Origin of the sequence: Pseudomonas sp. TWR1-1-4 (genome assembly GCF_049897165.1) — a bacterium.
GTDB classification, from domain to species: Bacteria; Pseudomonadota; Gammaproteobacteria; order Pseudomonadales; family Pseudomonadaceae; genus Aquipseudomonas; species Aquipseudomonas canadensis.
In genome coordinates this window covers 674,917-701,365 of sequence record NZ_JAFCVS010000005.1, presented here as the reverse complement: position 1 = coordinate 701,365, position 26,449 = coordinate 674,917, and the positions used below count along the sequence as shown (strand labels likewise).

At 60.4% G+C, this 26,449-nt stretch carries 29 protein-coding genes; 10 read left to right on the top strand and 19 right to left on the bottom strand.

Annotated elements, in window-relative coordinates; translation table 11 throughout:
- Positions 1-63: 63 nt before the first annotated feature.
- From ACP7C6_RS19020 to ACP7C6_RS19000, 5 genes are all read right to left on the bottom strand, one after another.
- Positions 64-795 (bottom strand): carbonic anhydrase, encoded by a 732-nt coding sequence (locus ACP7C6_RS19020; protein WP_028618630.1) that lies wholly within the window; start codon positions 793-795, stop codon positions 64-66.
- 227 nt (positions 796-1,022) lie between these two features.
- Positions 1,023-2,081: a PA0069 family radical SAM protein gene (locus tag ACP7C6_RS19015; RefSeq protein ID WP_028618629.1), complete on the bottom strand. Its 1,059-nt coding sequence runs from the start codon at positions 2,079-2,081 to the stop codon at positions 1,023-1,025.
- Between the two features lie 81 nt (positions 2,082-2,162).
- The gene (locus ACP7C6_RS19010) at positions 2,163-3,458 is read right to left on the bottom strand and encodes a cytochrome c (RefSeq protein WP_311893496.1); all 1,296 of its coding nucleotides are present in this window, start codon (positions 3,456-3,458) and stop codon (positions 2,163-2,165) included.
- Between the two features lie 12 nt (positions 3,459-3,470).
- The gene (locus tag ACP7C6_RS19005; protein WP_126569393.1) at positions 3,471-5,255 is read right to left on the bottom strand and encodes a GMC family oxidoreductase; all 1,785 of its coding nucleotides are present in this window, start codon (positions 5,253-5,255) and stop codon (positions 3,471-3,473) included.
- A gap of 2 nt (positions 5,256-5,257) precedes the next feature.
- Entirely contained in the window at positions 5,258-6,010 is a 753-nt protein-coding gene (locus ACP7C6_RS19000) for a gluconate 2-dehydrogenase subunit 3 family protein (protein WP_426109103.1), read from the bottom strand.
- Positions 6,011-6,240: 230 nt separating this feature from the next.
- Between ACP7C6_RS19000 and ACP7C6_RS18995 the strand changes: the two genes are divergently transcribed.
- Entirely contained in the window at positions 6,241-6,897 is a 657-nt protein-coding gene (locus ACP7C6_RS18995) for a tyrosine-protein phosphatase (protein WP_426109102.1), read from the top strand.
- A gap of 112 nt (positions 6,898-7,009) precedes the next feature.
- Here ACP7C6_RS18995 and ACP7C6_RS18990 read toward each other — a convergent pair whose 3' ends face one another.
- The gene (locus tag ACP7C6_RS18990) at positions 7,010-7,285 is read right to left on the bottom strand and encodes a YheV family putative zinc ribbon protein (protein WP_010207776.1); all 276 of its coding nucleotides are present in this window, start codon (positions 7,283-7,285) and stop codon (positions 7,010-7,012) included.
- The gene (gene prlC / locus ACP7C6_RS18985; RefSeq protein WP_308908175.1) at positions 7,282-9,381 is read right to left on the bottom strand and encodes an oligopeptidase A; all 2,100 of its coding nucleotides are present in this window, start codon (positions 9,379-9,381) and stop codon (positions 7,282-7,284) included. The genes ACP7C6_RS18990 and prlC overlap by 4 nt, the downstream gene beginning before the upstream one ends.
- Before the next feature lie 54 nt (positions 9,382-9,435).
- Here prlC and ACP7C6_RS18980 point away from each other — a divergent pair, with 54 nt between their 5' ends.
- A complete protein-coding gene (locus ACP7C6_RS18980; RefSeq protein WP_016978759.1) occupies positions 9,436-9,978 on the top strand; it encodes a gamma carbonic anhydrase family protein in 543 nt (180 codons plus the stop codon).
- The gene (locus ACP7C6_RS18975; RefSeq protein ID WP_426109101.1) at positions 9,975-10,634 is read left to right on the top strand and encodes an HAD family hydrolase; all 660 of its coding nucleotides are present in this window, start codon (positions 9,975-9,977) and stop codon (positions 10,632-10,634) included. Before ACP7C6_RS18980 ends, ACP7C6_RS18975 begins: the two co-directional genes overlap by 4 nt.
- A gap of 95 nt (positions 10,635-10,729) precedes the next feature.
- Here ACP7C6_RS18975 and ACP7C6_RS18970 read toward each other — a convergent pair whose 3' ends face one another.
- Positions 10,730-11,773: an aminopeptidase gene (locus ACP7C6_RS18970; protein WP_426109100.1), complete on the bottom strand. Its 1,044-nt coding sequence runs from the start codon at positions 11,771-11,773 to the stop codon at positions 10,730-10,732.
- Positions 11,774-11,914: 141 nt separating this feature from the next.
- Here ACP7C6_RS18970 and ACP7C6_RS18965 point away from each other — a divergent pair, with 141 nt between their 5' ends.
- Positions 11,915-12,337 carry a hypothetical protein gene (locus ACP7C6_RS18965; RefSeq protein WP_028618621.1) on the top strand — a complete coding sequence of 141 codons (423 nt, stop codon included), beginning with the start codon at positions 11,915-11,917 and terminating at the stop codon, positions 12,335-12,337.
- Here ACP7C6_RS18965 and ACP7C6_RS18960 read toward each other — a convergent pair whose 3' ends face one another.
- Both ACP7C6_RS18960 and ACP7C6_RS18955 read right to left on the bottom strand, forming a co-directional pair.
- Complete coding sequence (locus tag ACP7C6_RS18960) at positions 12,338-12,577, bottom strand: DUF1161 domain-containing protein (protein WP_016969660.1); 240 nt, start codon at positions 12,575-12,577, stop codon at positions 12,338-12,340. It abuts the gene before it with no gap.
- A gap of 216 nt (positions 12,578-12,793) precedes the next feature.
- Complete coding sequence (locus tag ACP7C6_RS18955; RefSeq protein WP_003170750.1) at positions 12,794-13,225, bottom strand: OsmC family protein; 432 nt, start codon at positions 13,223-13,225, stop codon at positions 12,794-12,796.
- A gap of 217 nt (positions 13,226-13,442) precedes the next feature.
- On the opposite strand from ACP7C6_RS18955, the gene ACP7C6_RS18950 reads away from it, so the two are divergent.
- Entirely contained in the window at positions 13,443-14,444 is a 1,002-nt protein-coding gene (locus ACP7C6_RS18950; RefSeq protein ID WP_028618620.1) for an LLM class flavin-dependent oxidoreductase, read from the top strand.
- 59 nt (positions 14,445-14,503) lie between these two features.
- Here ACP7C6_RS18950 and ACP7C6_RS18945 read toward each other — a convergent pair whose 3' ends face one another.
- Complete coding sequence (locus ACP7C6_RS18945) at positions 14,504-14,731, bottom strand: DUF1161 domain-containing protein (RefSeq protein ID WP_028618619.1); 228 nt, start codon at positions 14,729-14,731, stop codon at positions 14,504-14,506.
- A gap of 115 nt (positions 14,732-14,846) precedes the next feature.
- A complete protein-coding gene (locus ACP7C6_RS18940; protein ID WP_007953919.1) occupies positions 14,847-15,062 on the bottom strand; it encodes a dodecin in 216 nt (71 codons plus the stop codon).
- 156 nt (positions 15,063-15,218) lie between these two features.
- Between ACP7C6_RS18940 and ACP7C6_RS18935 the strand changes: the two genes are divergently transcribed.
- Positions 15,219-15,545, top strand: coding sequence for a DUF883 family protein (locus ACP7C6_RS18935; protein WP_003170746.1), 327 nt, complete (start codon positions 15,219-15,221; stop codon positions 15,543-15,545).
- On the opposite strand, the gene ACP7C6_RS18930 is transcribed toward ACP7C6_RS18935, so the two are convergent.
- Positions 15,542-16,438 carry a LysR family transcriptional regulator gene (locus tag ACP7C6_RS18930; RefSeq protein WP_028618618.1) on the bottom strand — a complete coding sequence of 299 codons (897 nt, stop codon included), beginning with the start codon at positions 16,436-16,438 and terminating at the stop codon, positions 15,542-15,544. The two genes, ACP7C6_RS18935 and ACP7C6_RS18930, sit on opposite strands and share 4 nt — an antisense overlap.
- Before the next feature lie 109 nt (positions 16,439-16,547).
- On the opposite strand from ACP7C6_RS18930, the gene trpB reads away from it, so the two are divergent.
- The 3 genes from trpB (at position 16,548) to ACP7C6_RS18915 (ending at position 19,160) form a co-directional block, all read left to right on the top strand.
- Entirely contained in the window at positions 16,548-17,774 is a 1,227-nt protein-coding gene (trpB, locus tag ACP7C6_RS18925) for a tryptophan synthase subunit beta (protein WP_068937326.1), read from the top strand.
- Positions 17,774-18,583 (top strand): tryptophan synthase subunit alpha, encoded by an 810-nt coding sequence (gene trpA / locus ACP7C6_RS18920; protein ID WP_028618616.1) that lies wholly within the window; start codon positions 17,774-17,776, stop codon positions 18,581-18,583. The genes trpB and trpA overlap by 1 nt, the downstream gene beginning before the upstream one ends.
- A 136-nt stretch (positions 18,584-18,719) precedes the next feature.
- Positions 18,720-19,160 carry an anti-virulence regulator CigR family protein gene (locus tag ACP7C6_RS18915; protein WP_028618615.1) on the top strand — a complete coding sequence of 147 codons (441 nt, stop codon included), beginning with the start codon at positions 18,720-18,722 and terminating at the stop codon, positions 19,158-19,160.
- Between the two features lie 24 nt (positions 19,161-19,184).
- Here the strand turns inward: ACP7C6_RS18915 and ACP7C6_RS18910 are convergent, their stop codons facing one another.
- The 6 genes from ACP7C6_RS18910 to ACP7C6_RS18885 form a co-directional block, all read right to left on the bottom strand.
- Entirely contained in the window at positions 19,185-20,492 is a 1,308-nt protein-coding gene (locus ACP7C6_RS18910; protein ID WP_028618614.1) for an MFS transporter, read from the bottom strand.
- A gap of 144 nt (positions 20,493-20,636) precedes the next feature.
- Positions 20,637-21,785, bottom strand: coding sequence for a galactonate dehydratase (dgoD, locus tag ACP7C6_RS18905; RefSeq protein WP_122686974.1), 1,149 nt, complete (start codon positions 21,783-21,785; stop codon positions 20,637-20,639).
- 47 nt (positions 21,786-21,832) lie between these two features.
- Positions 21,833-22,453 (bottom strand): 2-dehydro-3-deoxy-6-phosphogalactonate aldolase, encoded by a 621-nt coding sequence (locus ACP7C6_RS18900; protein WP_028618613.1) that lies wholly within the window; start codon positions 22,451-22,453, stop codon positions 21,833-21,835.
- Between the two features lies 1 nt (position 22,454).
- A complete protein-coding gene (locus tag ACP7C6_RS18895; protein WP_068937324.1) occupies positions 22,455-23,414 on the bottom strand; it encodes a 2-dehydro-3-deoxygalactonokinase in 960 nt (319 codons plus the stop codon).
- A 96-nt stretch (positions 23,415-23,510) separates the two neighbouring features.
- Complete coding sequence (locus ACP7C6_RS18890; protein ID WP_028618611.1) at positions 23,511-23,840, bottom strand: DOPA 4,5-dioxygenase family protein; 330 nt, start codon at positions 23,838-23,840, stop codon at positions 23,511-23,513.
- A gap of 31 nt (positions 23,841-23,871) precedes the next feature.
- Positions 23,872-24,822 carry a choline sulfate utilization transcriptional regulator gene (locus ACP7C6_RS18885; protein ID WP_028618610.1) on the bottom strand — a complete coding sequence of 317 codons (951 nt, stop codon included), beginning with the start codon at positions 24,820-24,822 and terminating at the stop codon, positions 23,872-23,874.
- A gap of 103 nt (positions 24,823-24,925) precedes the next feature.
- On the opposite strand from ACP7C6_RS18885, the gene betC reads away from it, so the two are divergent.
- On the top strand, positions 24,926-26,440 hold the full coding sequence (betC, locus tag ACP7C6_RS18880; protein ID WP_426109099.1) for a choline-sulfatase: 1,515 nt from the start codon (positions 24,926-24,928) through the stop codon (positions 26,438-26,440).
- Positions 26,441-26,449 lie beyond the last annotated feature (9 nt).

The window sequence follows — 26,449 nt, the reverse complement described above, 5'->3', positions numbered from 1 at the left end:
CCGGGCGCGGCAAAGCCTGGCTGCGTCCATGGCAGCCACCGCTTTACCCGGCAGGGAAGTGTTTTAGAAGCGCGCTTTAGGCGTCGCGGAAGGAATCGGCCCGTCGCCGCTCAGCGATCGGAACGCTGACTGGTCCGCATCGTAGGCCCGGATTTCACTGGTCTCGATGTTGTAGATCCAGCCATGGATAAACAGCTGACCATTGGCCATGCGCGAAGCCACGGAAGGGTGGGTGCGCAAGTGTTGCAACTGGGCGATGACGTTTTCTTCAGTCAGCACTTTCATGCTCTCGCCTTCATTGGCACAGTCGCAGTTGTCCTCGACCATGGACCTTGCGACCTCGGCGTGCCGCAGCCAGGCCCTGACTGTTGGCATCTTCTCCAGGCTGGCGGGGTTGAGTACCGCACGCATGGCGCCGCAATCGGAGTGCCCGCAGACAATGATGTGCTGCACGCCCAGGGCCAGCACCGCGTACTCGATAGCCGTGGACACACCACCGTTCATCTGGCCGTAAGGCGGCACTACGTTACCGACGTTACGCGTCACGAACAGGTCGCCAGGCGAACTTTGTGTGATCAACTCAGGCACGATGCGCGAGTCGGCACAGGTAATGAACATCGCACGCGGGCTTTGGGCCGTGGCGAGTTTCTTGAAGAGTTCTTCCTGCTGGGGGAAGACGTCGTGATGGAAATGCAAAAAGCCGTCAACGATATGCTGCAGCGCTGCATCGGCGGTTTCAGCCAACGGAGAGGCAGAAGCCGACGCAGCCAACGGCTGTTTATCCTTGTCACTCATGATTCATCCTCTTGATTAATGCAGGGGAGTGCTCAAATCAGTTCGACGCCGGGCCAGGAGAACAGTTGCAAACGTCTCAAAACCGGGCCGCCGACTTATCAGTCACTCGCTGAACAAGGTAACCGCCGAAACTTAACTCAAACTGAATGAACCGCTCTAGATCGAGGGTCTCAGTGATATCAAAACGCGACTATTCCTACAGGAAGGGTGCATTTCTCCTCTTAAGTCTACAACAAAGCCATCTGCCTGCCCGGTGGACAGAACGCAGTGCAATCCAGATTGAAACCTTCTCGCTGATTAAGCCCCAGGCGCTTGATTGCCTTGCTGAAGCGCTGGGCCAGCAAGTCGGCAAACGGCCCTTCACCGCGCATGCGTACGCCGAAGCGACTGTCATACACCTCACCGCCACGCACCTGGCGCACCAAGCTCATCACATGGGCCGCGCGCTGCGGGTAGTGCGCCGCCAGCCACTCCTCGAACAGCGGTGCCACCTCCAACGGCAAGCGCAGCATCATGTACGCCGCGCTTTGCGCGCCCGCAGCATGGGCCTCGGTCAGCAGGCTCTCCAATTCGCTGTCGTTGATCATCGGAATCATCGGCGAACACAACACGCCCACCGGAATCCCCGCCTCACGCATCACCCGAATCGCCCGCAACCGCGCCTTGGGTGCTGCCGTGCGTGGCTCCAGGATTCGCTTGAGTTCATCGTCCAGGCTGGTGAGGCTGATCATCACCGCCACCAATCGCTGGCGCGCCAACTCGGTGAGCAGGTCCAAGTCTCGCAAAATCAGCGAGCCCTTGGTGATGATGGTCACCGGGTGTCGATAGCGCAGCAGCACTTCGAGGGTTTGCCGGGTAATCCTGTACTCGCGCTCGATCGGCTGGTACGGGTCGGTATTGGAGCCCAGGTTGATCGGCGCGCACACGTATCCTGGCTTCGAAAGCTGCTGCTCCAACACGTCCGCGGCGTTGGTCTTGGCGATCAGTTTGGTTTCGAAATCCAACCCCGGTGACATGTCCCAATAGGCATGGCTGGGCCGTGCGTAGCAGTAGATACAGCCATGCTCGCAGCCACGATAAGGGTTGATGGAGCGATCGAAAGGCAAGTCCGGCGAGTTGTTACGGGTGATGATGCTCTTGGCCGTTTCGATACGCACTTCGGTGCCCTGGGTCGGTGGCACTTCCTGAAACCAGCCATCATCCTCGGCCACGCTCACCGTAGGCGCAAAGCGGTTATGCAGATTGGTGGCCGTGCCCCGGCCACGGGGCGGCAGCGGAGTAGACATGAAAGCGCCTCGATACTGTTTTTATATACAGTATCGAGACGCGAGGGTTCTGACCAGTGCCGTTTGGCGGTCAGGCAAGCCTCAGTGCTTCTGCGTCACTTGCCCCAGGTCATCGCCGGAGGTGGTGCGCATATCGTTGTGGCGCAGGTCCTTCACATCGCTGGCCTTCACCGGCGCGCCCTGATTGCCCCAACTGCCACGTATGAAGCTGACCACATCCGCCACTTCCTGATCCGACAGCCGCCAGGCGAACGCCGGCATGGTGAAGGTCGACGGTGCCGCGTGGGTCGCCGGCAAAGTGCCGCCGTTCAACACGATGTTGATCAACGACGTGGCATCCGCCGTTTGCAACACCGGGTTGCCCGCCAGCGCCGGAAACACCCGCGTGTAGCCATGGCCGTCGGTACGGTGGCAAGCCGCGCAGTTGTCGATATACACCGAGGCGCCGCGCTGACTGTCATCGCCTTTCCACAACGCCTCGGCCGCTTGCTTGTCGTACTGATGCGGCTGATCCTTGGGATCCACCGCCGGCAGGCTCTTGAGGTAACGGGCGATAGCGGTCAGGTCATTTTCCGACATGTACTGCATGCTGTGGACGACAACGTCGCTCATGCCACCAAACACCGCGCTGCGGTCACTGCGGCCGGTTTTGAGGAACTGCACCAGTTGTTCCTCGCTCCAGCTGCCGAGGCCATCCTTGTGGTCACCGCGCAGGCTCTTGGCGATCCAACCTTCCAGCGGCGCGCTGCCGGACAAGAAGGCGTTTCCGTCAGTGGCACTCAGGGCTTTTTCCTGCATGGTCAACGCCCGCGGCGTGTGGCACGCACCGCAATGGCCAAGGCCTTCCACCAGGTAGGCGCCTCGGCTGATGACCGGGTCGGCGGCTTGGACCTGATGCTCCTCGACAGAAGGCGCAAACATCCAGCGCCATGCCGCCAACGGCCAGCGCATGCTCAAAGGCCACGGAATATCGCTGTCCTTGTTCTCCTGGGCGACGGGCTCGACACCTTTCATGAAGTACGCATACAACGCCTGCATATCGCTGTCGCTGACGCGTGCGTAAGACGGGTAGGGCATCGCCGGGTAAAGCGTACTGCCGCTCTTGGCGACGCCATGGCGCACGGCCTTGTCGAAGTCTTCGAAGCTGTAGTCGCCCAGGCCGGTCTTGTCCGGGGTGATGTTGGTGGAATAGATCACGCCAATCGGGGTTTCCATTGGCAGGCCGCCGGCAAAGGGTTTACCACCTTTGGCCGTGTGGCAAGCCACGCAGTCACCCGCGCGGGCCAGGTATTCACCTTGCTTGATCAAGTCCGTTTCAGCGGCGCTCACAGAGCAACTGCTGAAAAGCGCGAAGGTCGCGATAACAAGTGCTTTCATGGTCATCGCTCCTTATGCCTGAACCAGTGGGCCGGGGTTTTTCAGATACTGCTCACGGATTGCCCGCGCCGACCAGTAGGTCAACGCCGCCACCAAGCCTGTAGGGTTGTAGCCCAAACCTTGTGGGAAAGCGGACGCGCCTGGGACAAACACGTTGTGCACATCCCAGCACTGCAGGTAGCGATTCAACGCACTGGTTTTCGGGTCGGCGCCCATGATCGCGCCACCGTTCAAGTGGGTGGTCTGGTACGACGCCGTGTTGAAGTGCTCGCCGACTTTTTTGCCGAGCACAGCAATGGCCTTGGGGTTCATCGCCTCAGCGACCTTGCCCATTTTCTCGACCATGAAGCGGTTCATCTTGATGTCGTTTTCCTGCCAATCGAACGTCATCCGCAGCAAGGGCTGGCCGTAGGCATCGCGGTACACCGGGTCCAGATCCAGGTAGTTACCCCGGTAGGACTGATGGGCACCGTGGGCATCCATCGACACCTGGTGGGTGTAGTAATCGGCGGTGGCACGCTTCCAGGCACTGCCCCAGGCCGGAGTGCCCGGCGGGTTTGACGTACCGGCAATCGGTCGGCTGCCAGCCTGGTTGACCCACATCGGCGAACCGCCCACAAAACCATGGGGCCCGTGGTCGAAATTGTCGGCGTTGAAGTCATCAATGGCCACGCCGTTGCCACCCGCACCGATGAAGTTGTTGGTGTGAGTGTCTTTGTCGAAGAAGGCCTTGATGGTCGCCATGTTCTGGTAGGCGAAGTTTCTGCCCACCACGCCCTCGTTGGTGATCGGATCGTAGGGCTTGCCAATGCCGGAGAGCAGCATCAAACGCACGTTATGGAACTGGAAGGCGCCGAGGATCACCAAGTCCGCCGGTTGCTCGCACTCCCTGCCCTGGGCGTCGATGTAAGTCACGCCAGTGGCCTTGCTCTTGGTGCTGTCGAGGTTGACCTTGAGCACGTGGGAGTTGGGCCGCAGTTCAAAATTCGGCACCTGGCGCAGCGCTGGCAAAATGTTCACGTTCGGCGAGGCTTTGGAATACATGTAGCACACGTAGCCGCTGCAAAAACCGCAGAAGTTGCAAGGGCCCATCTGGGCGCCATAGGGGTTGGTGTAGGGCCCCGAGGTGTTGGCAGACGGCAGGTTGTAGGGTTTGTAACCCACTTCACTAGCCGCTTTCTGAAACAGCTGTGCGGAGACGGTGTTTTTCTGCGATTCCAACGGGAACGGGTTGGAACGGTCGGGCGCATAGGGGTTGCCGCCACGGCCTTCGCCGACCAACTGTCCTTTCACGGTCCAGGCTTGCCCAGAAGTGCCAAAGACTTTTTCCGCGTAGTCGAAGAACGGCTCCAGCTCTTCGTAGCTCACGCCGAAGTCCTGGATGGTCATGTCCTTGGGAATGAAGTGCTTGCCGTAACGTTCCTCGTAGTGGCTGCGCATGCGCAACTCGATCGGGTCGACACGGAAATGCACGCCCGACCAGTGCAGACCCGCGCCGCCCACGCCATTGCCCGGCAGGAACGCACCCAACTGACGGTTGGGCAGGGCGACGTCATTCACGCTATGACGAATGGTCACCGTCTCCTTGGAGATATCCTGGAAGAGTTTCTTACGCACGCTGTAGGTCAATTCGTCGATGACCTGGGGATAGTTGCCATCCGGATAAGTGTCCTGCATCGGGCCGCGCTCCAGCGCTACCACGTTGAGGCCTGCTTCCGTCAGCTCCTTGGCCATGATCGCGCCGGTCCAGCCGAAGCCTACGATTACTGCATCCACTTTCTTCATGATGGTCGCCACGTTTATGCCCTCTCGCCGCGGATGGAAAGTGCCGGGAAGGGGTATTGCTCGTTGCGCTCAACCCAGTCCATGAAGTCGGCGCGAGCGCCGGGGAAGCCGATCATGGTCCAGCCGACCATGCCTTTGTTGCCGCCGTGGATCGGGTCGCAGAAGAAGCCTTCCTTGGTGTTTTGTAGCAACAAGTTGAAGAAGATCTTTGGCGGCACCGCATCAAAATGCGCCGTTACCTCACTACCGCCAGCCTCCAGACGCCGCAACATATCGTCTCGGGTAGCGCTGTCTTGCGCGGCAAAAACTTTGCCGTTGAACGCCTTCGACCATGCATCCGTCGCGGCAATGCCCAGGCGATAGATCTCTTTGGGCACCAGTTTGGACTGCCAGCCCATCTCCGACGGCGCGTCGGCGTTGAAAGGACCTTGCATGAACCACAGGGCACCGCTGGCGTACGGCGTGTTCATCTGGCGGTCGATATATTCCGGTGCACCGGCTTCCAGAGCACCTGGGCCTTGGGCATCAGCAGGAATTAATTGCGCGACGGCGGCGTTGATGAACGCCCATTCCTCGGCGGTGAAATAAGTTGGCTCGTAGGCCTTTTCGCTGGTTGTAGGCTTGGCTGGCGCGGCTTGCGCCGGCTCAGGCGTCGCCATCAGCATTGAGCCGCCAAGGCCGGTGCTGGCAACCGTGACCACCGGGATCAAGGTCAAGGATTTGCGCAAAAAGTCACGCCGCGGGTTGTCTTGATCTTGATCAGACATGGTGGCACCTCATCATGTGGTCACGGGTTTATCAGCCGACTTCTAGCGAGCGGCTTGGTTTTTTCGGCAATCAATAGTTACAAATGATAGCAGGCTATGCATCGGAGGAATCGTTTCAGCGACTAAAGACTGATGATTCACGATTCTTTGACGCCCCCCTCACGCCTCATTGACCCCCCTTGGACCAACCTGAGCGGCATTCACCAATCTCCTGCCCGGTCATGTCATCCATGCTCAAGAATCAATGGCTGCCGGCCTTCGGCCTCGTGTTCATCGCGCTGTTCTCTAGCGCTTTCGCGCAAGCCGACGAGCCCATCTCCATCCGTTCCCCCGAGTGGGCACAACCGGTGGGAAGTCAGTACAACCTTCACCAGATGACGCCCACGCTCTATCGCAGCGGGTTACCCGACAGCAACGCAGCGCCGCTGCTGGAAAAGCTCAAGATCGGCACCGTGATCAATTTCCTGCCGGAATCCGATGCTGACTGGCTCAAATTGCCCGATATCCGACAAGTACAGCTGACTTATCGCACCAACCATGTGGATGATTCCGACGTGCTGGCAGCGCTGAGAGCCATCCAGGAAGCCGAAACCAATGGCCCGGTGCTGATGCATTGCAAGCACGGCTCTGACCGTACCGGCCTGATGGCGGCGATGTATCGGGTGGTGATTCAAGGGTGGAGCAAGGAAGATGCGCTGAACGAGATGACCTTGGGCGGCTTCGGCACCAGTAACGGCTTCAAGGACGGCGTTCGCTACATGATGAGGACCGATGTCGACAAGTTGCGTACAGCCTTGGCGAACGGCGATTGCAGCACCAGCGCGTTTGCGCTGTGCTCGATGAAGGATTGGATCACGACCTCCAGCAAAGCTGAGGAACACCTGTAGGAGCGAGCTTGCTCGCGAAGAACCAAAAGGCGCCGCATTTATCCAGGATAAGCGCGTGATCGTTAACGTTCTTCGCGAGCAAGCTCGCTCCTACAGTGACTCGTGCGGTTTCTTAGTCTTTTTTCAACTTCGGATTCGGAAAGAACTGAACCGCCTGCACCTTGGGGTCCGCCGGCGCTTTCAATGCAGACGTATTCACCCGCGTGCCCAATTCCTTGGGCACCGACAACCCCTGGTCATTCAGCGTGTCGGTATAACCGCAGGCCACGCACTCGCGATGGGGCACGTTGTCTTCGGTCCACATCTTCAACTTGTCCGGCTCGCTGCACGCCGGACAGACCGCCCCGGCGATAAATTGCTTTTTGGTGATCACAGGCCCTTCACTCATGCTGCCGCGTCCTCACTCAGGCCGCTGTGACGCAAGAGTGCGTCAATCGACGGCGCACGTCCGCGGAAGTCGACGAACAGCACCATCGGTTCCTGGGAACCGCCACGCGCCAGGATCGCCTCGCGGAAGGCGCGGCCGGTCTCAGCGTTGAGCACGCCCTCTTCTTCAAACTTAGAGAAGGCATCCGCCGACAACACTTCAGCCCACTTGTAGCTGTAGTAACCCGCCGCGTATCCGCCAGCGAAGATGTGCGCGAAGCTATTGGGAAAACGGTTGTAGGCCGGCGGACGCATCACCGACACCTCATCGCGCACGCCTTCCAGCACCTGCGCCACACTCCGGCCATCACCGTGAGTGGCATGCAGTTCGAAGTCGAACAGCGAGAATTCCAGCTGGCGCACCATCATCAGGCCAGACTGGAAATTCTTCGCCGCGAGCATTTTTTCCAGCAGGTCCTGAGGCAGCGCTTCGCCGGTTTCGTAGTGACCGGAGATCAGCGCCAGGCCTTCGGGCTCCCAGCACCAGTTCTCCATGAACTGGCTCGGCAGCTCCACCGCATCCCAGGCCACGCCGTTGATGCCGGACACGCCAGCATGTTCAACGCGGGTCAGCAGGTGATGCAGGCCGTGGCCGAATTCGTGGAACAGCGTGGTGACTTCATCGTGGGTCAGCAGGGCAGGCTTGCCGCTGTCAGCCGGGGTGAAGTTGCACACCAGGTTGGCCACCGGGCTTTGCAGTACACCGTCGATCGTGCGGCGACGGTCGCGGGCGCCGTCCATCCAGGCACCGCCACGCTTGTTGGCGCGGGCGTAGAGATCGAAGAAGAAGCGACCGACATGCTGGCCGTTTTCCTTGATTTCAAACAGGCGGACATCCGGGTGCCAGGTGTCGAAGCCTTTCTGCTCGGCGATCTCGATGCCGTACAGGCGTTGCACGATGGCAAACAGGCCGCCCAGCACCTTGTCGATCGGAAAGTAGGCGCGCAGGGCTTCCTGGGACACGCTGTAGCGTTGCTCACGGAGTTTTTCGCCGTAGAAACCGCTGTCCCAGCTTTGCAGCTCGGCGCAGCCTTGTTCGGCGGCGTAGGCCTTGAGTTGTTGCAGGTCCTGGGCGGCAAACGGCTTGCTGCGCTTGGCCAAGTCGCGCAGGAAGCTCAGCACCTGATCGCTGGACTCGGCCATTTTGGTGGCCAGGCTCAGTTCGGAGAACGACGCATAACCCAGCAACTGGGCCAGTTCCTGACGCAGGTCGAGGATCTGTTCCATCACTGGGCCGTTATCGTTCTGACCGGCATTCGGGCCTTGGTCCGACGCACGGGTGCAGTAGGCCGCGTAGACTTCTTCACGCAGGGCGCGGTCCTGGGCGTAGGTCATCACCGCGTAGTAGCTTGGGAATTCCAGGGTGATCAGCCAGCCGTCGAGGCCTTTGGCCTGGGCGGCGGCAGCCATTTGCGCCTTGGCCGAATCGGTTAGGCCGGCGAGGGTGGCTTCGTCGGTGACGTGTTTGGTCCAGGCCTGGGTGGCGTCCAGCAACTGGTTGGAAAATTTGCTGCCCAACTCGGACAGTTTGCTCTGCACTTCGGCGTAGCGCTTTTGCTGCTCGGGCGGCAGATCGATGCCGGACAGGCGGAAGTCACGCAGCGAGTGTTCCAGGATAGTTTTCTGCGCCACATCGAAACCGGCGGCTTCCGGGCTGTTGGCCAGGGCTTCGAAGGCCTGGAACAGCTCGCGGTTCTGGCCCATCTCGGTGGAGTAGGCGCTCAACGCCGGCAGGCAACTTTCGTAGGCTTCGCGCAGTTCAGCGCTGTTGCACACGGCGTTGAGGTGGCTGACCGGGCTCCAGGCGGCGCCCAGGCGGTCATTCAGTTCATCCATGGCCAGGACCAGGCCGGCCCACGTCGGATTTTTCCCCTGGCTTTGCAGGATGCCTTCGATGGCGACACGGTTGTCGGCGAGGATCTGTTCGATGGCCGGCTGGACGTGCTCGGCACGGATCGCCGAGAACGGCGGCAGGTCGTAGGACTGCAGAAGAGGGTTGTTCGCGCTCACGGTTGGCACCTTGGCTGAAGAAACATGTAAGAACAAAGATGGGGCCATCTTAATTACAATCAACGTCCGCCGCAGCTATCAGCAGAAGAGAGAGAGGCTATCGTGACCCTTCGTACCTATCAGAACCACACGCCAGCCCTGGGCGCCGGGGCTTTTGTCGATATTTCGGCGGTGGTGATCGGCGATGTCGAAATCGGCGCCGACAGCTCGGTCTGGCCGCTGACCGTGATCCGTGGCGACATGCACCGCATCCGCATCGGTGCGCGCACCAGCGTGCAGGATGGCTGCGTGCTGCACATCACCCACGCGGGTCCGTTCAATCCGGATGGCTTCCCACTGCTGATCGGCGACGATGTGACCATCGCCCACAAAGTCATGCTGCATGGCTGCACCGTGGGCAACCGCATCCTGATCGGCATGGGCAGCATCGTGATGGACGGCGCCGTGGTGGAAGACGACGTGATCATCGGCGCTGGGAGCCTGGTGCCGCCAGGCAAGAAACTCGAAAGCGGCTTCTTGTACGTGGGCAGCCCGGTTAAACAGATCCGCCCACTGACTGACAAGGAGCGCGCCTTTTTCACCTACAGCGCCGCGAACTACGTGAAGCTCAAAGACCTGCACCTGGCTGAAGGATTCGACCGATGACCCTGCACTACCAAACCGTGCTATTCGACCTGGACGGCACCCTCACCGACCCGCGCGAAGGCATCACCCGCTCGATCCAGTACGCCCTCGGCAAACTCGGCATTGATGAGCCGGACCTGACCAAGCTGGAACACTTCATCGGCCCACCGTTGCTGCAAGCCTTCATGCAGTTCTACGGCTTTGATGAAGCCAAGGCCTGGGAGGCGGTGAATTTCTACCGCGAGCGTTTCAAGGTGACCGGCCTGTATGAGAACCACGTGTTCGAGGGCGTGATGCCGTTGCTGGAGGAGTTGAGCGGCCAGGGGCGCCAGCTCTACGTCGCGACGTCCAAGCCTTGGGTATTCGCCCGCGAGATCGCGCGGCACTTCGATTTTGCCAAGCACTTCAAGGTGATCTACGGCAGCGAATTAGATGGCACACGCACCAATAAGGTCGAGCTGATTGCCCATTTGATCAACGAAGAGCATCTGGACCCCGCCGCCACCCTGATGATTGGTGACCGCAAGCATGACCTGATCGGTGCGCGCAGCAATGGGCTGGATTCGGCAGCGGTGGGGTATGGGTTTGGCAGCTTTGAAGAATTGAATGCCGAGGCGCCGACTTGGCATTTTGAGACATTGGCACAGATGCACCAGGCATTTTTGCAGCGACCTTAAAATAGCTATCGCAGGCAAGCCAGCTCCCACAGTTGAAAGCGTTCTCATGTTGAAAATCGGTCAACTGTGGGAGCTGGCTTGCCTGCGATGAGGCCCTAAAGGCCACCACCTTGCAAGTGCCTCAACGCCGCCTTGCGCTGCTCCACCGGCAACCCTCCCAACCGTTCCACCGCCGCATAAAACCTCACCCAATCCCCACCTTCCTGCGCAAACAACGCCGCAAACGCCGGCACCCACTGGTCGTACAGCCCAAATGGCAACAGCCGCGCATTGTTCATGGGCTGGTTGATCCAGGCGTCATAACGTTTATCGCCGCCCCATTGGCTGTCGCGCAGTTGCCGGTAATCGCTGCGCAAACGCTCGAATTGCGCCGCCTTGGCCTGACGCATCGCATCCTCAGCCAAGGGTTGGGCGTAGAGCTTTTGCAAGCGTTGACGGGTATCGAGGACCAACTGGATAAACTGGTCACGCTGCTTGGACGTGGACAAGCTATCAGGCGCCAGCCCCCGCGCAGCGCGCCATTGGCGTGTACCTTCCTGCTCGACGAAATTGGCAAACGACTCGTTGAACTCGGTGTCGTCCTTCACATAGAAACGCTGGTGCGCCAGCTCATGGAAGATCAGCGTGGCCAGGCGTTCATCGCCCCAGTTCATCATCGAGTTCATGATCGGGTCGTTGAACCAGCCTAAGGTCGAGTAAGCCTCTACGCCACCGATCGACACGTCCATGCCACGCTGCTTCAACAACGCAGCCTCACCACGCGCCGCACCTTGGTTGTAATAGCCGCGATAGGCCACACAACCAGCAATTGGGAAGCAATGGGTTTCAGGGGACAGGGAAAATTCCTGCGTGGCGAAGACATTCCAGACCACATAGGGCCGACCGATATCGGCGTACAACCTGTAGCTCTGGTTGTCCGGCAGGTGCAAATACTCACTGGCGAACGTGCGCGCTTTTTGTGATTGCACCAAGTGTTCGCGCAACAGCGGTGGGCGGGAAGGATCGGCAATGACCTGCGCCACCGGCTCTCGGGCCCGCAACAATTGCCATTGGCCGCTGGCCAACTGGCTGTAATAACTGACACTGGAACAGCCGCTGAGCAGCACAACCATCAACCCTGGAAGAAAACGCCTGACCATGCCGCGACCGCTCCTGGGTAATTTGCTCGCCAGACTATCGCGCCTGTGCGGAATTTTTCCATGGCTCGACGTGTTTATACTCATAGGAAGTCTGCCGCCGTCGCAGCAGGCTCAATTCTTTCTTCCCGTTGAGTGCCTGCCATGCGCCAGCTCTTGTTACCCGTCGCCGCTTTGTTCCTCAGCGCCTGCACGACAACACCCGTGCCACCGATGGATCCGCAACAGGCGTGGGTCGATTTCACTACGCCGACGCCGGGCTCCAAGCTGGTCATGGCGCAGCGCCTGGACGGCAAGAACCTGGATGACGGACGTTTCTTCCAATTCCCGCCCGGCCATCACGAATTGATGGTGCGCTTCGACTTTGAAGTCCCGGCCGGCGGCGGTTTGGGGGGGCTCAGCCAGATGATGTATCGCACCTGCTTCATGACCCTGGAATATGACCACTTCCAGGCCGGCCAGCGTTATGTGCTGGAAGGGCGCTCGTTGGCCTTCACGCCGAATATCAGGTTGTATGATTCGGCGCGTCAGTTGCTCGCGGAGGAACGCAGCGTCAACTGCATCTGATCAGTCGTTGTTTTTCTGGTAGATGATGCGCTTGGTGCCGTTTTCGCATGAACCGACAATCATCGCACTGTCATGATTCTTGGCTTCTTCGGCGGTGATGATTTCCAAGGTGTACGAAGGAATCGCCTTGGCCTGGATCTTCACTTCAATCTCTTTCCTGAGCTCTTCACAATCTTTTGGCGCGGCCACGGCCGAAGTGGCCAATACACCGCAAATGATCGCCAAGGCAAAACGTTTCATGTGTGAAGCTCCCTGAATGCATTGCGCACGGGTGTGCGCCTAGGCTGCATGGTAATAGGACCACACTTACAAAACACGAGTTCTGATTTGAAGCAGATGTTTTAGCCACCCCAAAAACCACTGTAGGAGCTGGCCTGCCAGCGATGACGACCTCAAAAACCATGTAAATCTGAGGGCCTCATCGCCGGCAAGCCGGCTCCTACCGGTTTAGCGGTGTCAATTTACGAGCGTGCCATCCAGGGTGATAGTCGCATTCAGCACCTTGGACACCGGGCACCCTTCCTTGGCCTTTTTGCTCAACTCATCGAACTGCGCCTGGCTCGCGCCCGGAATCTTGGCCTTGAGGATCAGGTGCACAGCGGTGATCGCAAAACCGCCGTCCACCTGGTCCAGGGTCACTTCGGCCTGGGTGTCGATGCTGTCAGCCTTGAGCCCGGCATCGCCGAGAATCATGGAAAATGCCATGGAGAAACAGCCCGCATGGGCCGCACCGATCAGTTCTTCCGGGTTGGTACCCTTGCCGCCTTCGAAACGGGCCTTGAAGCCGTAGGGCGCTTCACGTAGCACGCCGGTTTCCGTGGAAATGGAACCCAGGCCAGTCTTCAGGTCACCTTCCCAATGCGCGGATGCTTTTTTCACGATACTCATAGCGGTCTCCTCGAACGGTGGTTTTGCGTCAGTAAGGGTTCTGAGGATAGACGGCGTGGCAAAGTTCATCTTGTCGGAGAAACCGAGCGATTCAGTAGGAAATTTCCGACTCAACTATTGAATCTCGGGTATATGCCCTCATTGCATAGGTATGCACATGAAGCGGCAGGTTTTGGTTCGTCTAAAAAGCCTGCGGCCCCCTTGGAGAAGCAGGCTTATGAAATCGCTGTCCGACGTAAAGTTCTCGACCCTCGACCTGGTGCCCGTGCGGGCCAATGGCAGTCCGGCGCAGTCGCTGCGCAATTCCCTGGACCTGGCCCAACATGTGGAAAAGTTCGGCTACAACCGTTTCTGGGTGGCCGAACACCACAACATGGACGGCATCGCCAGCTCCGCGACCTCGGTGCTGCTGGGGTACCTGGCCGGTGGCACTTCGACCATTCGTGTCGGTTCCGGTGGCGTGATGCTGCCCAACCACGCGCCCTTGGTGATCGCCGAGCAGTTCGGCACCCTGGAGAGTCTCTACCCTGGCCGTATTGACCTCGGCCTGGGCCGTGCGCCCGGCTCTGACCAAATGACCGCCCGCGCCCTGCGCCGCGAGCGTTCCGGCAGCGCCGATGAATTCCCGGAAGATGTCGCCGAGTTAATGGCCTACCTCGGCCCACGCACGCCCGATCAACGGATCATTGCCGTACCGGGTACCGGCACCAATGTGCCGGTGTGGCTGCTCGGTTCAAGCTTGTTCAGCGCACAGCTGGCAGGTGAACGCGGTTTGCCCTACGCCTTCGCCTCGCATTTCGCACCCCGCCTGATGCATGAAGCGATTCGCGTGTACCGCAATCACTTCAAACCTTCAGCCGTGCTGGATAAACCCTACGTGATGCTAGGCATTCCCTTGGTGGCGGCGGATACCGACGAGCAGGCTGATTACTTGGCAACTTCGGTCTACCAGCGCATCCTCGCCCTCATGCGCGGGCAAAGCCTGGTGCAGCGCCCGCCGGTAAAAACCATGGACGGCCTGTGGTTGCCCCATGAAAAGGATGCGGTCGGCAGTTTTCTTGGCCTGGCCATGGTAGGCAGCCCGGCGAAGATCCGCGCCAAACTGGAAGTGCTAATCGAGCAGACTGGCGCCGACGAGTTGATCTTTACCTGCGACCTGTACGAACACGCCGACCGGATTCATTCCTACGAACTGCTGGCGCAGGTGATGAAGGGCTAAAACCTGCAGACATAAAAAACCGACGCAGCGCGTCGGTTTTTTATGTCTGCAACACGGTGTTAACCGCGCTTGTAGGCAATTTCCTTGGTGCCACCCTCGCAGGTGCCGACCACGGTGTGATCGCTCGGCGCAGCGCCTTTATCCACCACTTCCAGCGAATAACCCGAAGCGCCCTTGGCGTCGATTTTCGCTGCAATTTCGCTTTTCAGCTCTTCACAAGGCTTGCCCGCCGCCAGGGCTGTGCCGGCAATGCTCAACAAACCTACCGCTAACAGGAACTTCTTCATCCGTTACTTTCCTTGCGCTGATCTAAAAGAGCGTGCCGACGCTTGTGGCATCGGCACCCATTGGTTGTAGCGCAGGTTATGGCAATCGGCCAGTCAGCAAGTTCAACCGACGCGATCAACTACTGGCAATTCGGAACCCCACCTTTAGGGTGACCTGAAAGTGCGCAGCCTTGCCGTCCTTGATGTGACCACGGGTTTCAGTCACCTCGAACCATTCCAGATGCTTGATGCTTTTATTGGCCTCGGCCAGCGCATTGTTGATGGCGTCTTCAATGCTGGAGGTGGACGAGCCCACCAGTTCGACTTTCTTGTAAGTGTGATGATCACTCATGGCAGTTCTCCTAAGGGTCGTTAAGCAAGCGTAGCAGTCAATGTTCGTACTGCTTCTGGCGACTGTTCGTACCCGAAAGTTCAGATTTACTGCACTTTCTGAAACGGCCGTAGTCGGTATCTACACACGCCACTCAATCACTTCAGGAGAGTCCACATGGCCAACACTTCTTTACGCAAAGCGTCGCTGGAAAGCATGGAAGCCGAGATTTCGAGCCTGCTCAAGTCTTTGGAAAGTCTCAAGGACGATGCATCCGACGAGTCGCGCAAAACCTTGAAGGCCCTGAAAAGCAATGCCGAGAATGCCCTCAAGCATTCCCGCCACCTGATCAGCGACGCCTACGAAGAAAGCAAAGTCAAAATCCGCGAAACCGGTGTTGCAACCCGGGACTACGCACAAGAGCATCCATGGACCACAGCCGGCGTTGCCGTCGGTGCACTGGGCCTGCTCGCGGCTTATCTGCTGTGCAAACGCGGCGATTAAACCGGTTCGCGCAATAGCTCAGCCTTGAGCCACTGCGCCAGTTGCCCGGCGCGCCCGTCTGCGGCGCGCTTTGGCAGCCACAGCGCCAGGTGCGCCGGGGTTTCGCTGAACCCCCAGGGCGCCACTAGGCGACCCGCGCGCAAGTCTTCAGCCACCAGCGGCTGAGGCGCGATCGCCACGCCCAATCCTGCCACTGCCGCCTCCAGTAAATAATACAAATGTTCAAACCCCTGGCCGTGTTTCAACGCGCCGGGCTCGATGCCGTGCTGCGCTGCCCAACTGGGCCAAGCTTGCGGGCGTGACGTGGTGTGCAACAGCTTTTCACCACACAAGGCCTCGGCGGGCGCATTGCGCAAGTGTTCATAGCCGGCAAAGCGCGGGCTCATCACCGGGCCGATGCGTTCACTGGCCAGCTCATACACCTGCATATCCGCCGGCCATGGCGGTTCAGCGAACACCAACAGCGCGTCCAGGCCTGGGCGGCGCGGGTCCAGATCCCCATCGCCCGCCGACAGGTGCAGGCGCAGGTCCGGCAAGTCGGCGTTCAAGCGGCCCAGGCGCGGGATCAACCAGCGCGCGAGCAGGCTGCCCGAACAGCCGAGTACAAAAGGTGCATCGGCGCTGGCCTGGGTCAGCTCGGCACACACATCCCTCAGGCGCTCGAATGCCTCCGCGCTGGCATCCCGTAGCCGGACGCCTGCATCTGTGAGTTTAAGGCCGCGACCTTCCTTGACGAACAAGCTGATACCCAAATGCTCCTCCAGCACCTTCAGCTGCCGGCTGACGGCGCCGTGGGTCACATGCAATTGCTCGGCTGCCTGACTGACGCTGTTCAATCGCGCAGTCGCTTCAAAGGCACGCAGGGCATTGAGGGGCGGAAGGTCTCGGCTCATCTGTGAGTTTTCCTGACAGGTTGCGGCGATCTTATCGGTTTTCAGCATAGAACGTCAGGGGTAGAGTGACCCTCATTGCTTCCCACACCCTTCTTTCCTGGAGCGTCCCATGACTCAGTCCCAGACCGATCTACGCAACGGCCCAGACGCCAACGGCCTGTTTGGCGCGTTCGGCGGCCGTTACGTCGCTGAAACCCTGATGCCGTTGATCCTCGACCTGGCCCGTGAATACGAAGCGGCCAAGATCGATCCGGCTTTCAACGAAGAACTGGCCTACTTCCAGCGCGACTACGTCGGACGCCCAAGCCCGCTGTACTTCGCCGAGCGCCTGACCGAATTCTGCGGCGGCGCCAAGATCTACCTCAAGCGTGAAGAGCTGAACCACACCGGCGCGCACAAGATCAACAACTGCATCGGCCAGATCCTGCTGGCTCGGCGCATGGGTAAGAAACGCATCATCGCCGAGACCGGCGCCGGCATGCACGGCGTGGCCACTGCCACCGTGGCTGCGCGCTTCGGCCTGCAATGCGTGATCTACATGGGCACCACTGACATCGAGCGCCAGCAAGCCAACGTGTTCCGTATGAAGCTGCTGGGCGCGGAAGTGATCCCGGTGGTTGCCGGCACCGGCACCCTGAAAGACGCGATGAACGAAGCCCTGCGTGACTGGGTGACCAACGTCGACAGCACCTTCTACCTGATCGGCACCGTGGCCGGCCCGCACCCGTACCCTGCAATGGTGCGCGACTTCCAGGCCGTGATCGGCAAGGAAACCCGCGACCAGTTGCAAGCCCAAGAAGGCCGCCTGCCGGACAGCCTGGTGGCGTGCATCGGCGGTGGCTCCAACGCCATGGGCCTGTTCCACCCGTTCCTGGACGACACCAGCGTCGAGATCATCGGCGTTGAAGCGGCCGGCCACGGCATCGAGACCGGCAAGCACGCCGCCAGCCTCAACGGTGGCGTACCCGGCGTACTGCACGGCAACCGTACGTTCCTGCTGCAGGATGACGACGGCCAGATCATCGACGCACACTCCATCTCCGCAGGCCTGGATTACCCTGGCATCGGCCCGGAACACGCCTGGTTGCACGACATCGGTCGCGTCCAGTACACCTCGGTGACCGACGACGAAGCCCTCGACGCCTTCCACAAATGCTGCCGCCTGGAAGGGATCATTCCTGCCCTGGAAAGCGCCCACGCCCTGGCCGAAGTGTTCAAACGCGCACCGACCCTGCCGAAGGATCACCTGATGGTGGTCAACCTGTCCGGCCGTGGCGACAAAGACATGCAGACCGTGATGCACCATATGGAAACCGCCAAGCAGGAGAAACACTGATGAGCCGCCTGCAAACCCGCTTCGCACAGCTTAAAGAACAAAACCGCGCTGCCCTGGTGACCTTCGTCACGGCCGGCGACCCTGGCTATGACACCTCGCTGGCGATCCTCAAGGGCTTGCCGGCCGCCGGCGCCGACGTGATCGAGTTGGGCATGCCGTTCACCGATCCGATGGCCGACGGCCCGGCGATCCAGCTGGCCAACATTCGCGCGCTGGAAGCCAAGCAGAACCTGCTGAAAACCCTGCAGATGGTCCGCGAGTTCCGCCAGGACAACAACGACACGCCGCTGGTGTTGATGGGCTACTTCAACCCGATCCACAAATATGGCGTGCCGCAGTTCATCGCCGACGCCAAGGAAGCCGGCGTGGACGGCCTGATCGTGGTCGACATGCCGCCCGAGCATAACGGCGAGCTGTGCGACCCGGCCCAGGCCGCTGGCATCGACTTTATCCGCCTGACCACGCCGACCACTGACGATGTGCGCTTGCCGACAGTTCTGAATGGCAGCTCCGGTTTCGTGTACTACGTGTCGGTGGCCGGTGTGACCGGTGCTGGCGCTGCGACCCTGGAGCACGTCGAAGAAGCCGTGACCCGCCTGCGTCGCCATACCGACCTGCCGATCAGCATCGGTTTTGGTATCCGCACCCCGGAACAAGCGGCAGCCATCGCCCGCCTGGCTGACGGTGTCGTCGTAGGTTCGGCACTGATCGACCATATCGCCAATGCCAAGAATGACCAGCAAGCCATCGACGGCGTGTTGAGCCTGTGTGCGGCATTGTCGGAAGGCGTTCGTAACGCGCGTAAGTAAGGGCCCCGTAAGCAGTAGGTAAAGTTCCTGATACAGAGGAATCAACCCGCTCGGGCACGGCCTAAACAGCAAGACCAAGGGATTTCGAACCTCGTTCGAAATCCCTTTTTTGCTTGTGTGCCCTGAGGAATACCCGATGAAAATGCCTAAATCCGTGATTGCAGGCCTTGGCGTGCTGGTGCTTGGCGCCAGCGCCCTGGTGCAGGCCGCGCCTTATGATCAAGGCGGCCCTGATCGTGGCGGCCCGCAGGGCCAGCACGAACAACGCGGCGACGACCATCGCGGCCCGCAGGACAACCGTCGCGGCGGCCCGCCCCAGGATTTCGGCCCGGTCCGCCAGATCATCCACGACAACCACGGCCAGTTCGCCCGTGGCGCACCGCCACCGCCGAATGTGCGCCTGGTGCGTGGCCAGCCGCTGCCCCGCGGCTACTACGGCGAACGCCTCGATAACCGCGCCCTGGCACGCCTGCCGGTGTATCCCGGTTATGAATGGCGCCGTTCGGGGCCGGATGTGGTGTTGATCGCCGTGGGTACGGGCATCGTCTACGAGATCCTCGACGGCGTCCTCAACTGAAACCCGGCTCCTACAGGGCAGTGGTTATTTGAGTTCGATGCGTTCGACTTTGCCTACGAGCAACACGTAGGACAGCGCCCCGAGCAACGCCAGCACCGCGATATAGGTAATCGCCGGTGCAAACGAATCGCCACTGGCGAGAAAACCAATCACGATCGGCGTGGCAATCGCCGACAGGTTGCCGATGAAGTTGAACACCCCACCGGTCAGCCCCAACAGGCGGGCCGGTGCCAGGGTCGACACCAGCGACCAGGTAATCGACGCCAACCCATTACCAAAGAACGCCACCGCCAGGAACGCAATCACCCACGCCGTCGAGTCCACGTAGTTGGCGCCGATGATCGCCGTGGAAATCAGCAGCCCGCCGATGATCGGCAACTTGCGGGCAAAGCCCACCGACGCGCCACGACGAATCAGCCAATCGGAAAAGATCCCGGAACACAGCACGCCGACAAACGCCGCGAGGAATGGTAATGACGCCAGCAGGCCGGACTTGATGAAGTCCATGCCGCGGTATTTCACCAGGTAGGTCGGGAACCATGTCAGGAAGAACCACAACGTGGAGTTGAGGCAGAACTGCCCCAGGTAAATGCCCCACAGCTTGCGCTTGCTCAACACGATGCCCAGGTCGACCCAACTGAACGGCGCCTTGGCAGCTTTTTCCTGCATATCAACCAAGCCGCCACCTTCACGGATCAGGTCGATTTCAGCGGCGTTGGCGCCTTTGAAGTCTTTCGGTTCGCGGTACACCGCGTACCAGATAACTGCCCACAGGATCCCCACGCCACCGGTCGCGACAAACACCATGTGCCAGCCAAATGCATGCTGCAGCCAGGCCAGTACCGGCGTCAGGAATGCCAACCCGACAAACTGCCCGGAGGTATAGACGCCAATCGCCGTGGCGCGCTCGCGCTCAGGGAACCATGTGGTGACTACGCGGCTGTTGATCGGATAGGCCGGGGCCTCTAAAGCCCCTACCGCCATGCGCAACACAAACAGCGCGATAAAGCTGGCCGCGAAGCCGAGCATGACGGTGGCGATGGACCACAACAGCAGCGCCGCCGTGTAGAGAATACGCGGCGGCACGCGGTCCACCAGCCAACCGCCGGGAATCTGCATGGCGGCGTAGGTCCAGCCGAACGCAGAGAAAATCAGCCCGACATGCACCGGGTCGATCCCCAGTTCACTGGTCAGGGCCGGGGCGGCGATGGACAGGTTGCTGCGGTCGAGGTAGTTGATCACCACGGTGATAAACAGCAGCACCATGATGAAGAAACGCTTTCGGGTAGGCGTGACTAAAGATGCCTGCCCGGTGAAGGATTCAGGGTGCATGGGGGTTGCCTCTTCTTATGCTTATTGAGGTATGGATCAACTTGTAGGAGCCGGCTTGCCGGCGATGGCGGCGCGCCAGTCGACACCGGCAGTGGCTGATCCACCGCAATCGCCGGCAAGCCGGCTCCTACCGGTAAGCGGTGCTTACCACTCGGCGAAGCTGCCGTCGGCGTGGCGCCAGATCGGGTTGCGCCAGCGGTGGCCGATAGCCGCGCGTTCGATCACGTATTCCTCATTGATCTCGATGCCCAGGCCCGGTCCGTTGGGGATCTTCACAAAGCCTTGGTCATAGTCGAACACGCCCGGATCGCGCACGTAATCGAGCAGGTCATTGCTCTCGTTGTAGTGAATGCCCAGGCTTTGTTCCTGGATAAACGCGTTGTAGCAGACCGCGTCCAGTTGCAGGCACGCCGCCAGGGCAATCGGGCCCAGCGGGCAGTGCAGGGCCAGGGCCACGTCGTAGGCTTCGGCCATGTTGGCGATCTTGCGGGTTTCGGTGATGCCACCGGCATGGGACGCATCCGGCTGGATGATGTCGACGTAGCCTTCGCTGAGCACACGCTTGAAATCCCAACGCGAGAACAGGCGCTCGCCCAGGGCAATCGGCGTGCTGGTCAACGGGGCCAGCTCTTTCAGCGCTTCGTAGTTCTCGCTGAGCACCGGCTCTTCGATGAACATCAGTTTGTACGGGTCGAGTTCCTTCATCAGCACCTTGGCCATGGGCTTGTGCACCCGGCCATGGAAGTCGACGCCGATGCCGACGTTGGGGCCGACCGCATCACGCACGGCGGCGACGTTGGCCAGGGCCAGGTCGACCTTTTCGAAGCTGTCGACGAACTGCAGCTCTTCGGTGCCGTTCATTTTTACCGCCGTGAAGCCACGGGCCACGGCCTCTGTGGCAGCGCGGGCGGTGTCGGCGGGACGGTCGCCACCGATCCACGAGTAAACGCGGATCTTGTCGCGCACCTGGCCACCGAGCAAGTCGCTGACGGAAACACCGAGGGCCTTGCCCTTGATGTCCCACAGCGCCTGGTCGATGCCGGCGAGGGCGCTCATGTGCACGGCGCCGCCGCGATAAAAGCCGCCGCGATAGAGCACGGTCCAGATGTCTTCGATATTGCGTGGGTCTTTGCCGATCAGGTAGTCGGACAGTTCTTCAACGGCAGCCGCCACGGTGTGAGCGCGGCCTTCGACCACGGGCTCACCCCAGCCGGTCACGCCCTGGTCGGTCTCGACCTTGAGGAAGCACCAGCGCGGAGGGACGATAAAGGTCGTCAGTTTGGTTATTTTCATCTGTTATCTCTCTTATAGATGCGGCGCCTGTGGGCGCGAAACTTGATTCAGTTCAGGGCTTTCCAGGCGGCGACATAAGCCTGGGCGCGACTCGCTACCTGATCCACGGTCATACCCGGTTTGAACAACCCGGAACCCAGCCCGAAACCTTTGGCGCCGGCGTCGATGAACACCTGCATGTTGTCCGGGGTAATGCCACCCACCGGCAGCAGCAAGGTGCCGGCCGGCAATACCGCCAGCCACGCCTTGATCACCGAAGGGCCCATTTGCTCGGCGGGGAACAGCTTCAACACGTCAGCACCTTCGGCCAGTGCGGCGAAGGCTTCGGTGGGCGTGGCCACGCCCGGGGACAGAAACAGGCCCGCGGCTTTGGCGGCACGCAACACCTTGGCATCGCTGTGGGGCATAACGATCACCTGGCCACCAGCAGCCTTCACGTGCTCGACCTGCTCCGGCGTCAACACCGTGCCAGCACCGATCAGGCAATCGGCGGGCAAACTGTCGCGCAGGGTGCGGATACTGGTGTAGGGATCAGGCGAATTCAGCGGGACTTCGATCACCCGAAACCCTGCCTGGTACAGCACCTGGCCGACAGCCTGGGCTTCGTCCGGGCGAATGCCGCGCAGGATGGCGATCAAACCGTTTTGCGCGAGTGCTTGCTTGAGCATGTCAGGCCTCCAGTACAGGTTGAGTGAGCCCGGCCGCTAAGGCCAGTTGCCACAGGCCGCGCTCGGTGGCTTCCTGCGCCAGGCTGACGTGGGCAAAGCCGCAGAGGGCGAGGGCGCGTTGATAGCGGGCGCAAAGGGGCGCGGCGCCGACCAGGATGATCGGCTTGTGTTTGGCGCTGTCGGGCAGACCGGCGAGTTCATGGCCGATAAGCAAGCCGGACAGGTAATCGGGCTGTTGGTCAGGGGCGAGTTCGCCGGTGAGCCCCAGGGTGCGGGCACTGAACAAGGTGGACAGCACGCCGCGCTGGCCGTCTTCGGAAAGCGCCACGTGCACGCCTCGGTCGAAGGCTTCGACCTGGAATTGTTCGGACGGCAGCTGAGTACGTCCAAGGATGCTGTGTTTGCTCAACACCGCAAACAGCTCGCCGGTCATAAAGGTATCGAAATGCGTGATACAGCCCTCGACCACCTCGACCCACTTGGAATGGCTGCCCGGCAGGCCGATCAACACATCGGCACCCAGCCCATGCAGCACGCCCAGCACTTGGGTTTCTTCGCCACGCATCACATTGGGCAAGCCGACCTGCTCGATCACGCCCGGCACGATGTGCACGTCCACGCCGCGCAGGCTGTGCACCTGATGCAGCGCCTGGCCGAGGCTGGCGACATCGACCGGGGTATTGCGATAGGCCGCTTCGCTCCAGCCCTGGGCGCTGCCGACCATGCCACAGGCAATTACCGGTAGCCCGGGCTGGGCGTCGAGCCAATCCCCGCACGCCGCATCGAACGCCAACTCGAAACCGTTGCTGCAACGCACGCCGGCAATGTCCCGGGGTTCGCTGGGCAAATGCATGATGCCCCACCCCAGCGAGCGCTGTTCCAGCACCACGCCGGCGGGGCCGAGTTTATAAGCACGAAGGGAGCTGGTTCCCCAATCGAGCGCGATCAATTGCGCCTGCATCGCTTCACCTGAGTTCTGAGCGGATGCAGCGAATATAAACCTACGCGAACGGAAGTCTCAATATATAAATATCAATCCCATATTTAGGGATGAAATTTAAGAAAAGGCTGACAGGTTCAGCTCCCGCATCGCCCCCATCCAGACGGCATAATCAGTGTGGTCCTTCAGGTCATCACCGGTTTCGGGGTGCAAAAAAACCACCAGTCCATTGCGATGAATCACCAACCACGGCAACACGACACCGATGTACTCTGGATCGAACGCCAACTGGCAGCTCCAATCCGGGTGCGGGCCCACCGGTCGTTCGTGCACACGGCCCATGCGCAGTGGGAAGAGTTTGGCGGCGTCTTCGCACAAGGTGCGCGCCTGTTCGATGGTGCTCGCGTCGAAGTAGATATGGGCGTGGTAGCCCTTGATACGTTGCATGGCGGACTCCAGATCCAATATGCGCCAGATGCTAGACCGCAATGGACGGCAGGGCCAGCCCGGTCAGCGACTGTGCGCTGCTGGCTTGCTCCGCCACCAGCCAGTCAACGAAACGCTCGACCAATTGCCCCCGACGTTTGCGCTGGGGTTGCACCACGTAATAGCCAAAGCGCGAGATCACCGTGTCGCTGACCGGCCGGCACAACCAGCCCTGCTCCAGCAGGTTATCCACAAGGTGCCGCCAGCCGATGGCTACGCCCTGGCCGGCAATCGCCGCCTGAATGAGTAGGGTGTAGTTGTCGAAACGCAGTTGGCCAGGCGTTGGCGCGCTGGCGATGCCCAGTTCGCGAAACACACCGCTCCAGTCGAACCACTGGCTGTTGTTTTCCTGGCGCAGGTGCAGCAGCGGGAAATCGTGCAAATTTTGCACAGTCAATCGCGTGGCCTGGTCCTTGAGCCACTGCGGGCTGCACACAGGGAACACTTCCTCATTGAACAACCACAGGCTGTCGCCCTGCTTGAAACGGCCGTCACCAAACAACACTGCCACGTCGATATCGCTGCGCAAGGTGGCGTGGTTGCGCTCGCTGGTCACCAGGCTGACATCGACCTGCGGGTTGGCCTGGTGAAATCGATGCAGGCGCGGCATCAGCCAATAGGCGGCGAAGGCGAAGTCGGTGGCGACTTGCAGCACTTCATGCTGGTCCTGTTGGGTAATGAGGCTCAGCCCCTGGTTGATGCCCTGCAACCCACCTTGCACATGCTCGAACAGCAGGGCGCCGGCGTCGGTCAGTTCGATCCCCCGGTAGATACGATCAAACAGGCGGATCGCCAACTGTTCTTCCAGGCGCTTGATCTGTTGGCTGATAGCCGGCTGGGTGGTGCCCAGTTCCATCGCAGCGGCGGTAAAGCTGCGATGACGTGCGGCGGCTTCGAAAGCACGCAGCAAATCGAGGGACAGGTCACCAAGGGCTTCATACATAAGCTGTGCTTATCCTAGACATTGCTTTTCATGGGCTTTACCCCACTTTTCATGGGCTGCATGCTCTTTCGCATAAACACCGCCTATGGAATGCCGATAGATCATGAAGCGCAAGAACATTCTTTTCATCATGGCCGATCAAATGGCCGCGCCGTTGCTTCCGTTCTACGGTTCTTCGCCTATCAAACTACCGAATTTGAGCCGCCTCGCCGCACAAGGCGTGGTGTTCGATGCCGCCTATTGCAACAGCCCGTTGTGCGCGCCGTCGCGTTTCACCCTGGTGAGTGGCCAGTTGCCGAGCAAGATCGGCGCCTACGACAACGCCGCCGATTTCCCCGCCGACGTGCCGACCTACGCCCACTACCTGCGCCGCCTCGGCTACCGCACCGCGCTGTCGGGCAAGATGCACTTCTGCGGTCCCGACCAGTTGCATGGCTACGAAGAACGCCTGACCAGCGACATCTACCCCGCCGACTATGGCTGGGCGGTGAACTGGGATGAGCCGGACGTACGCCCCACTTGGTATCACAACATGTCGTCGGTGCTGCAAGCCGGGCCGTGCGTGCGCACCAACCAGCTGGATTTCGACGAAGAGGTGGTGTTCAAAGCCCAGCAATACCTGTTCGACCATATCCGCGAAGACGGCGACCAGCCGTTCTGCCTGACCGTGTCGATGACTCACCCCCACGATCCCTACACCATTCCCAAGCCGTTCTGGGACCTGTACGACGACGCTGATATCCCGTTGCCTGCAACACCCGCGCAAAGCGATCTCGACCCACATTCCCAGCGCCTGCTCAGGGTCTACGACCTGTGGGACAAGCCGCTGCCTGTGGATAAGATCCGTGATGCGCGCCGTGCCTATTTCGGCGCGTGCAGCTACATCGACAGCAATGTCGGCAAGCTGCTGCAGACCCTGGAAGACACCGGGCTGGCCGACGACACCCTCATCATCTTCTCCGGCGACCACGGTGACATGCTCGGCGAGCGGGGCCTCTGGTACAAAATGCACTGGTTTGAAATGGCCGCCCGCGTACCGCTGCTGATCAGTGCGCCAGGGCAATTCGCGGCGGGCCGCGTCAGCAAAGCCGTGTCCACCGCCGACCTGTTGCCGACCCTGGTGGAATTGGCCGGCGGCGAGCTGGACCCGCGCCTGCCGCTGGACGGCCGCTCGCTGGTCCCGCACTTGCGAGGGCAGGGCGGGCACGACGAAGTGTTCGGCGAATACATGGCCGAAGGCACCATCGGCCCGCTGATGATGATTCGCCGTGGCGCCTACAAATTCATCTACAGCGAAGACGACCCTTGTCTACTGTTCGATGTACACAACGACCCTCGGGAGCAGGAAGACCTCAGCCAGTCGCCGCAGCATCAGGCGCTGTTTGCAGCCTTCCTGGACGAGGCGCGGGCCAAATGGGACATCCAGGCGATCCACCAACAGGTGCTCGCCAGCCAACGCCGCCGCCGTCTGGTGTTTGAAGCACTGACCCAGGGCAAGCTGAAGAGCTGGGATCACCAGCCACTGGTGGACGCCAGTCAGCAATACATGCGCAACCATATCGACCTCGACGACCTGGAGCGCAAGGCACGTTATCCACAACCCTGCCAAAACCAATAACACTGAGGG

Bases quoted from the DNA above. Each gene is read 5' to 3' on its own strand.
- ACP7C6_RS18960 (WP_016969660.1), bottom strand. From the start codon at position 12,577: ATGAAACGTTTTGCCTTGGCGATCATTTGCGGTGTATTGGCCACTTCG.
- ACP7C6_RS19010 (WP_311893496.1), bottom strand. From the start codon at position 3,458: ATGAAAGCACTTGTTATCGCGACCTTCGCGCTTTTCAGCAGTTGCTCT.
- ACP7C6_RS19020 (WP_028618630.1), bottom strand. From the start codon at position 795: ATGAGTGACAAGGATAAACAGCCGTTGGCTGCGTCGGCTTCTGCCTCT.
- ACP7C6_RS18940 (WP_007953919.1), bottom strand. From the start codon at position 15,062: ATGAGTGATCATCACACTTACAAGAAAGTCGAACTGGTGGGCTCGTCC.
- ACP7C6_RS18935 (WP_003170746.1), top strand. From the start codon at position 15,219: ATGGCCAACACTTCTTTACGCAAAGCGTCGCTGGAAAGCATGGAAGCC.
- ACP7C6_RS18955 (WP_003170750.1), bottom strand. From the start codon at position 13,225: ATGAGTATCGTGAAAAAAGCATCCGCGCATTGGGAAGGTGACCTGAAG.
- betC (WP_426109099.1), top strand. From the start codon at position 24,926: ATGAAGCGCAAGAACATTCTTTTCATCATGGCCGATCAAATGGCCGCG.
- ACP7C6_RS19000 (WP_426109103.1), bottom strand. From the start codon at position 6,010: ATGTCTGATCAAGATCAAGACAACCCGCGGCGTGACTTTTTGCGCAAA.
- prlC (WP_308908175.1), bottom strand. From the start codon at position 9,381: ATGGCCCCATCTTTGTTCTTACATGTTTCTTCAGCCAAGGTGCCAACC.
- ACP7C6_RS18970 (WP_426109100.1), bottom strand. From the start codon at position 11,773: ATGGTCAGGCGTTTTCTTCCAGGGTTGATGGTTGTGCTGCTCAGCGGC.
- ACP7C6_RS18885 (WP_028618610.1), bottom strand. From the start codon at position 24,822: ATGTATGAAGCCCTTGGTGACCTGTCCCTCGATTTGCTGCGTGCTTTC.
- ACP7C6_RS18950 (WP_028618620.1), top strand. From the start codon at position 13,443: ATGAAATCGCTGTCCGACGTAAAGTTCTCGACCCTCGACCTGGTGCCC.
- trpB (WP_068937326.1), top strand. From the start codon at position 16,548: ATGACTCAGTCCCAGACCGATCTACGCAACGGCCCAGACGCCAACGGC.
- ACP7C6_RS18915 (WP_028618615.1), top strand. From the start codon at position 18,720: ATGAAAATGCCTAAATCCGTGATTGCAGGCCTTGGCGTGCTGGTGCTT.
- ACP7C6_RS18930 (WP_028618618.1), bottom strand. From the start codon at position 16,438: ATGAGCCGAGACCTTCCGCCCCTCAATGCCCTGCGTGCCTTTGAAGCG.
- ACP7C6_RS18945 (WP_028618619.1), bottom strand. From the start codon at position 14,731: ATGAAGAAGTTCCTGTTAGCGGTAGGTTTGTTGAGCATTGCCGGCACA.
- ACP7C6_RS18890 (WP_028618611.1), bottom strand. From the start codon at position 23,840: ATGCAACGTATCAAGGGCTACCACGCCCATATCTACTTCGACGCGAGC.
- dgoD (WP_122686974.1), bottom strand. From the start codon at position 21,785: ATGAAAATAACCAAACTGACGACCTTTATCGTCCCTCCGCGCTGGTGC.
- trpA (WP_028618616.1), top strand. From the start codon at position 17,774: ATGAGCCGCCTGCAAACCCGCTTCGCACAGCTTAAAGAACAAAACCGC.
- ACP7C6_RS18995 (WP_426109102.1), top strand. From the start codon at position 6,241: ATGCTCAAGAATCAATGGCTGCCGGCCTTCGGCCTCGTGTTCATCGCG.
- ACP7C6_RS18900 (WP_028618613.1), bottom strand. From the start codon at position 22,453: ATGCTCAAGCAAGCACTCGCGCAAAACGGTTTGATCGCCATCCTGCGC.
- ACP7C6_RS18975 (WP_426109101.1), top strand. From the start codon at position 9,975: ATGACCCTGCACTACCAAACCGTGCTATTCGACCTGGACGGCACCCTC.
- ACP7C6_RS19015 (WP_028618629.1), bottom strand. From the start codon at position 2,081: ATGTCTACTCCGCTGCCGCCCCGTGGCCGGGGCACGGCCACCAATCTG.
- ACP7C6_RS18965 (WP_028618621.1), top strand. From the start codon at position 11,915: ATGCGCCAGCTCTTGTTACCCGTCGCCGCTTTGTTCCTCAGCGCCTGC.
- ACP7C6_RS18990 (WP_010207776.1), bottom strand. From the start codon at position 7,285: ATGAGTGAAGGGCCTGTGATCACCAAAAAGCAATTTATCGCCGGGGCG.
- ACP7C6_RS18910 (WP_028618614.1), bottom strand. From the start codon at position 20,492: ATGCACCCTGAATCCTTCACCGGGCAGGCATCTTTAGTCACGCCTACC.
- ACP7C6_RS18895 (WP_068937324.1), bottom strand. From the start codon at position 23,414: ATGCAGGCGCAATTGATCGCGCTCGATTGGGGAACCAGCTCCCTTCGT.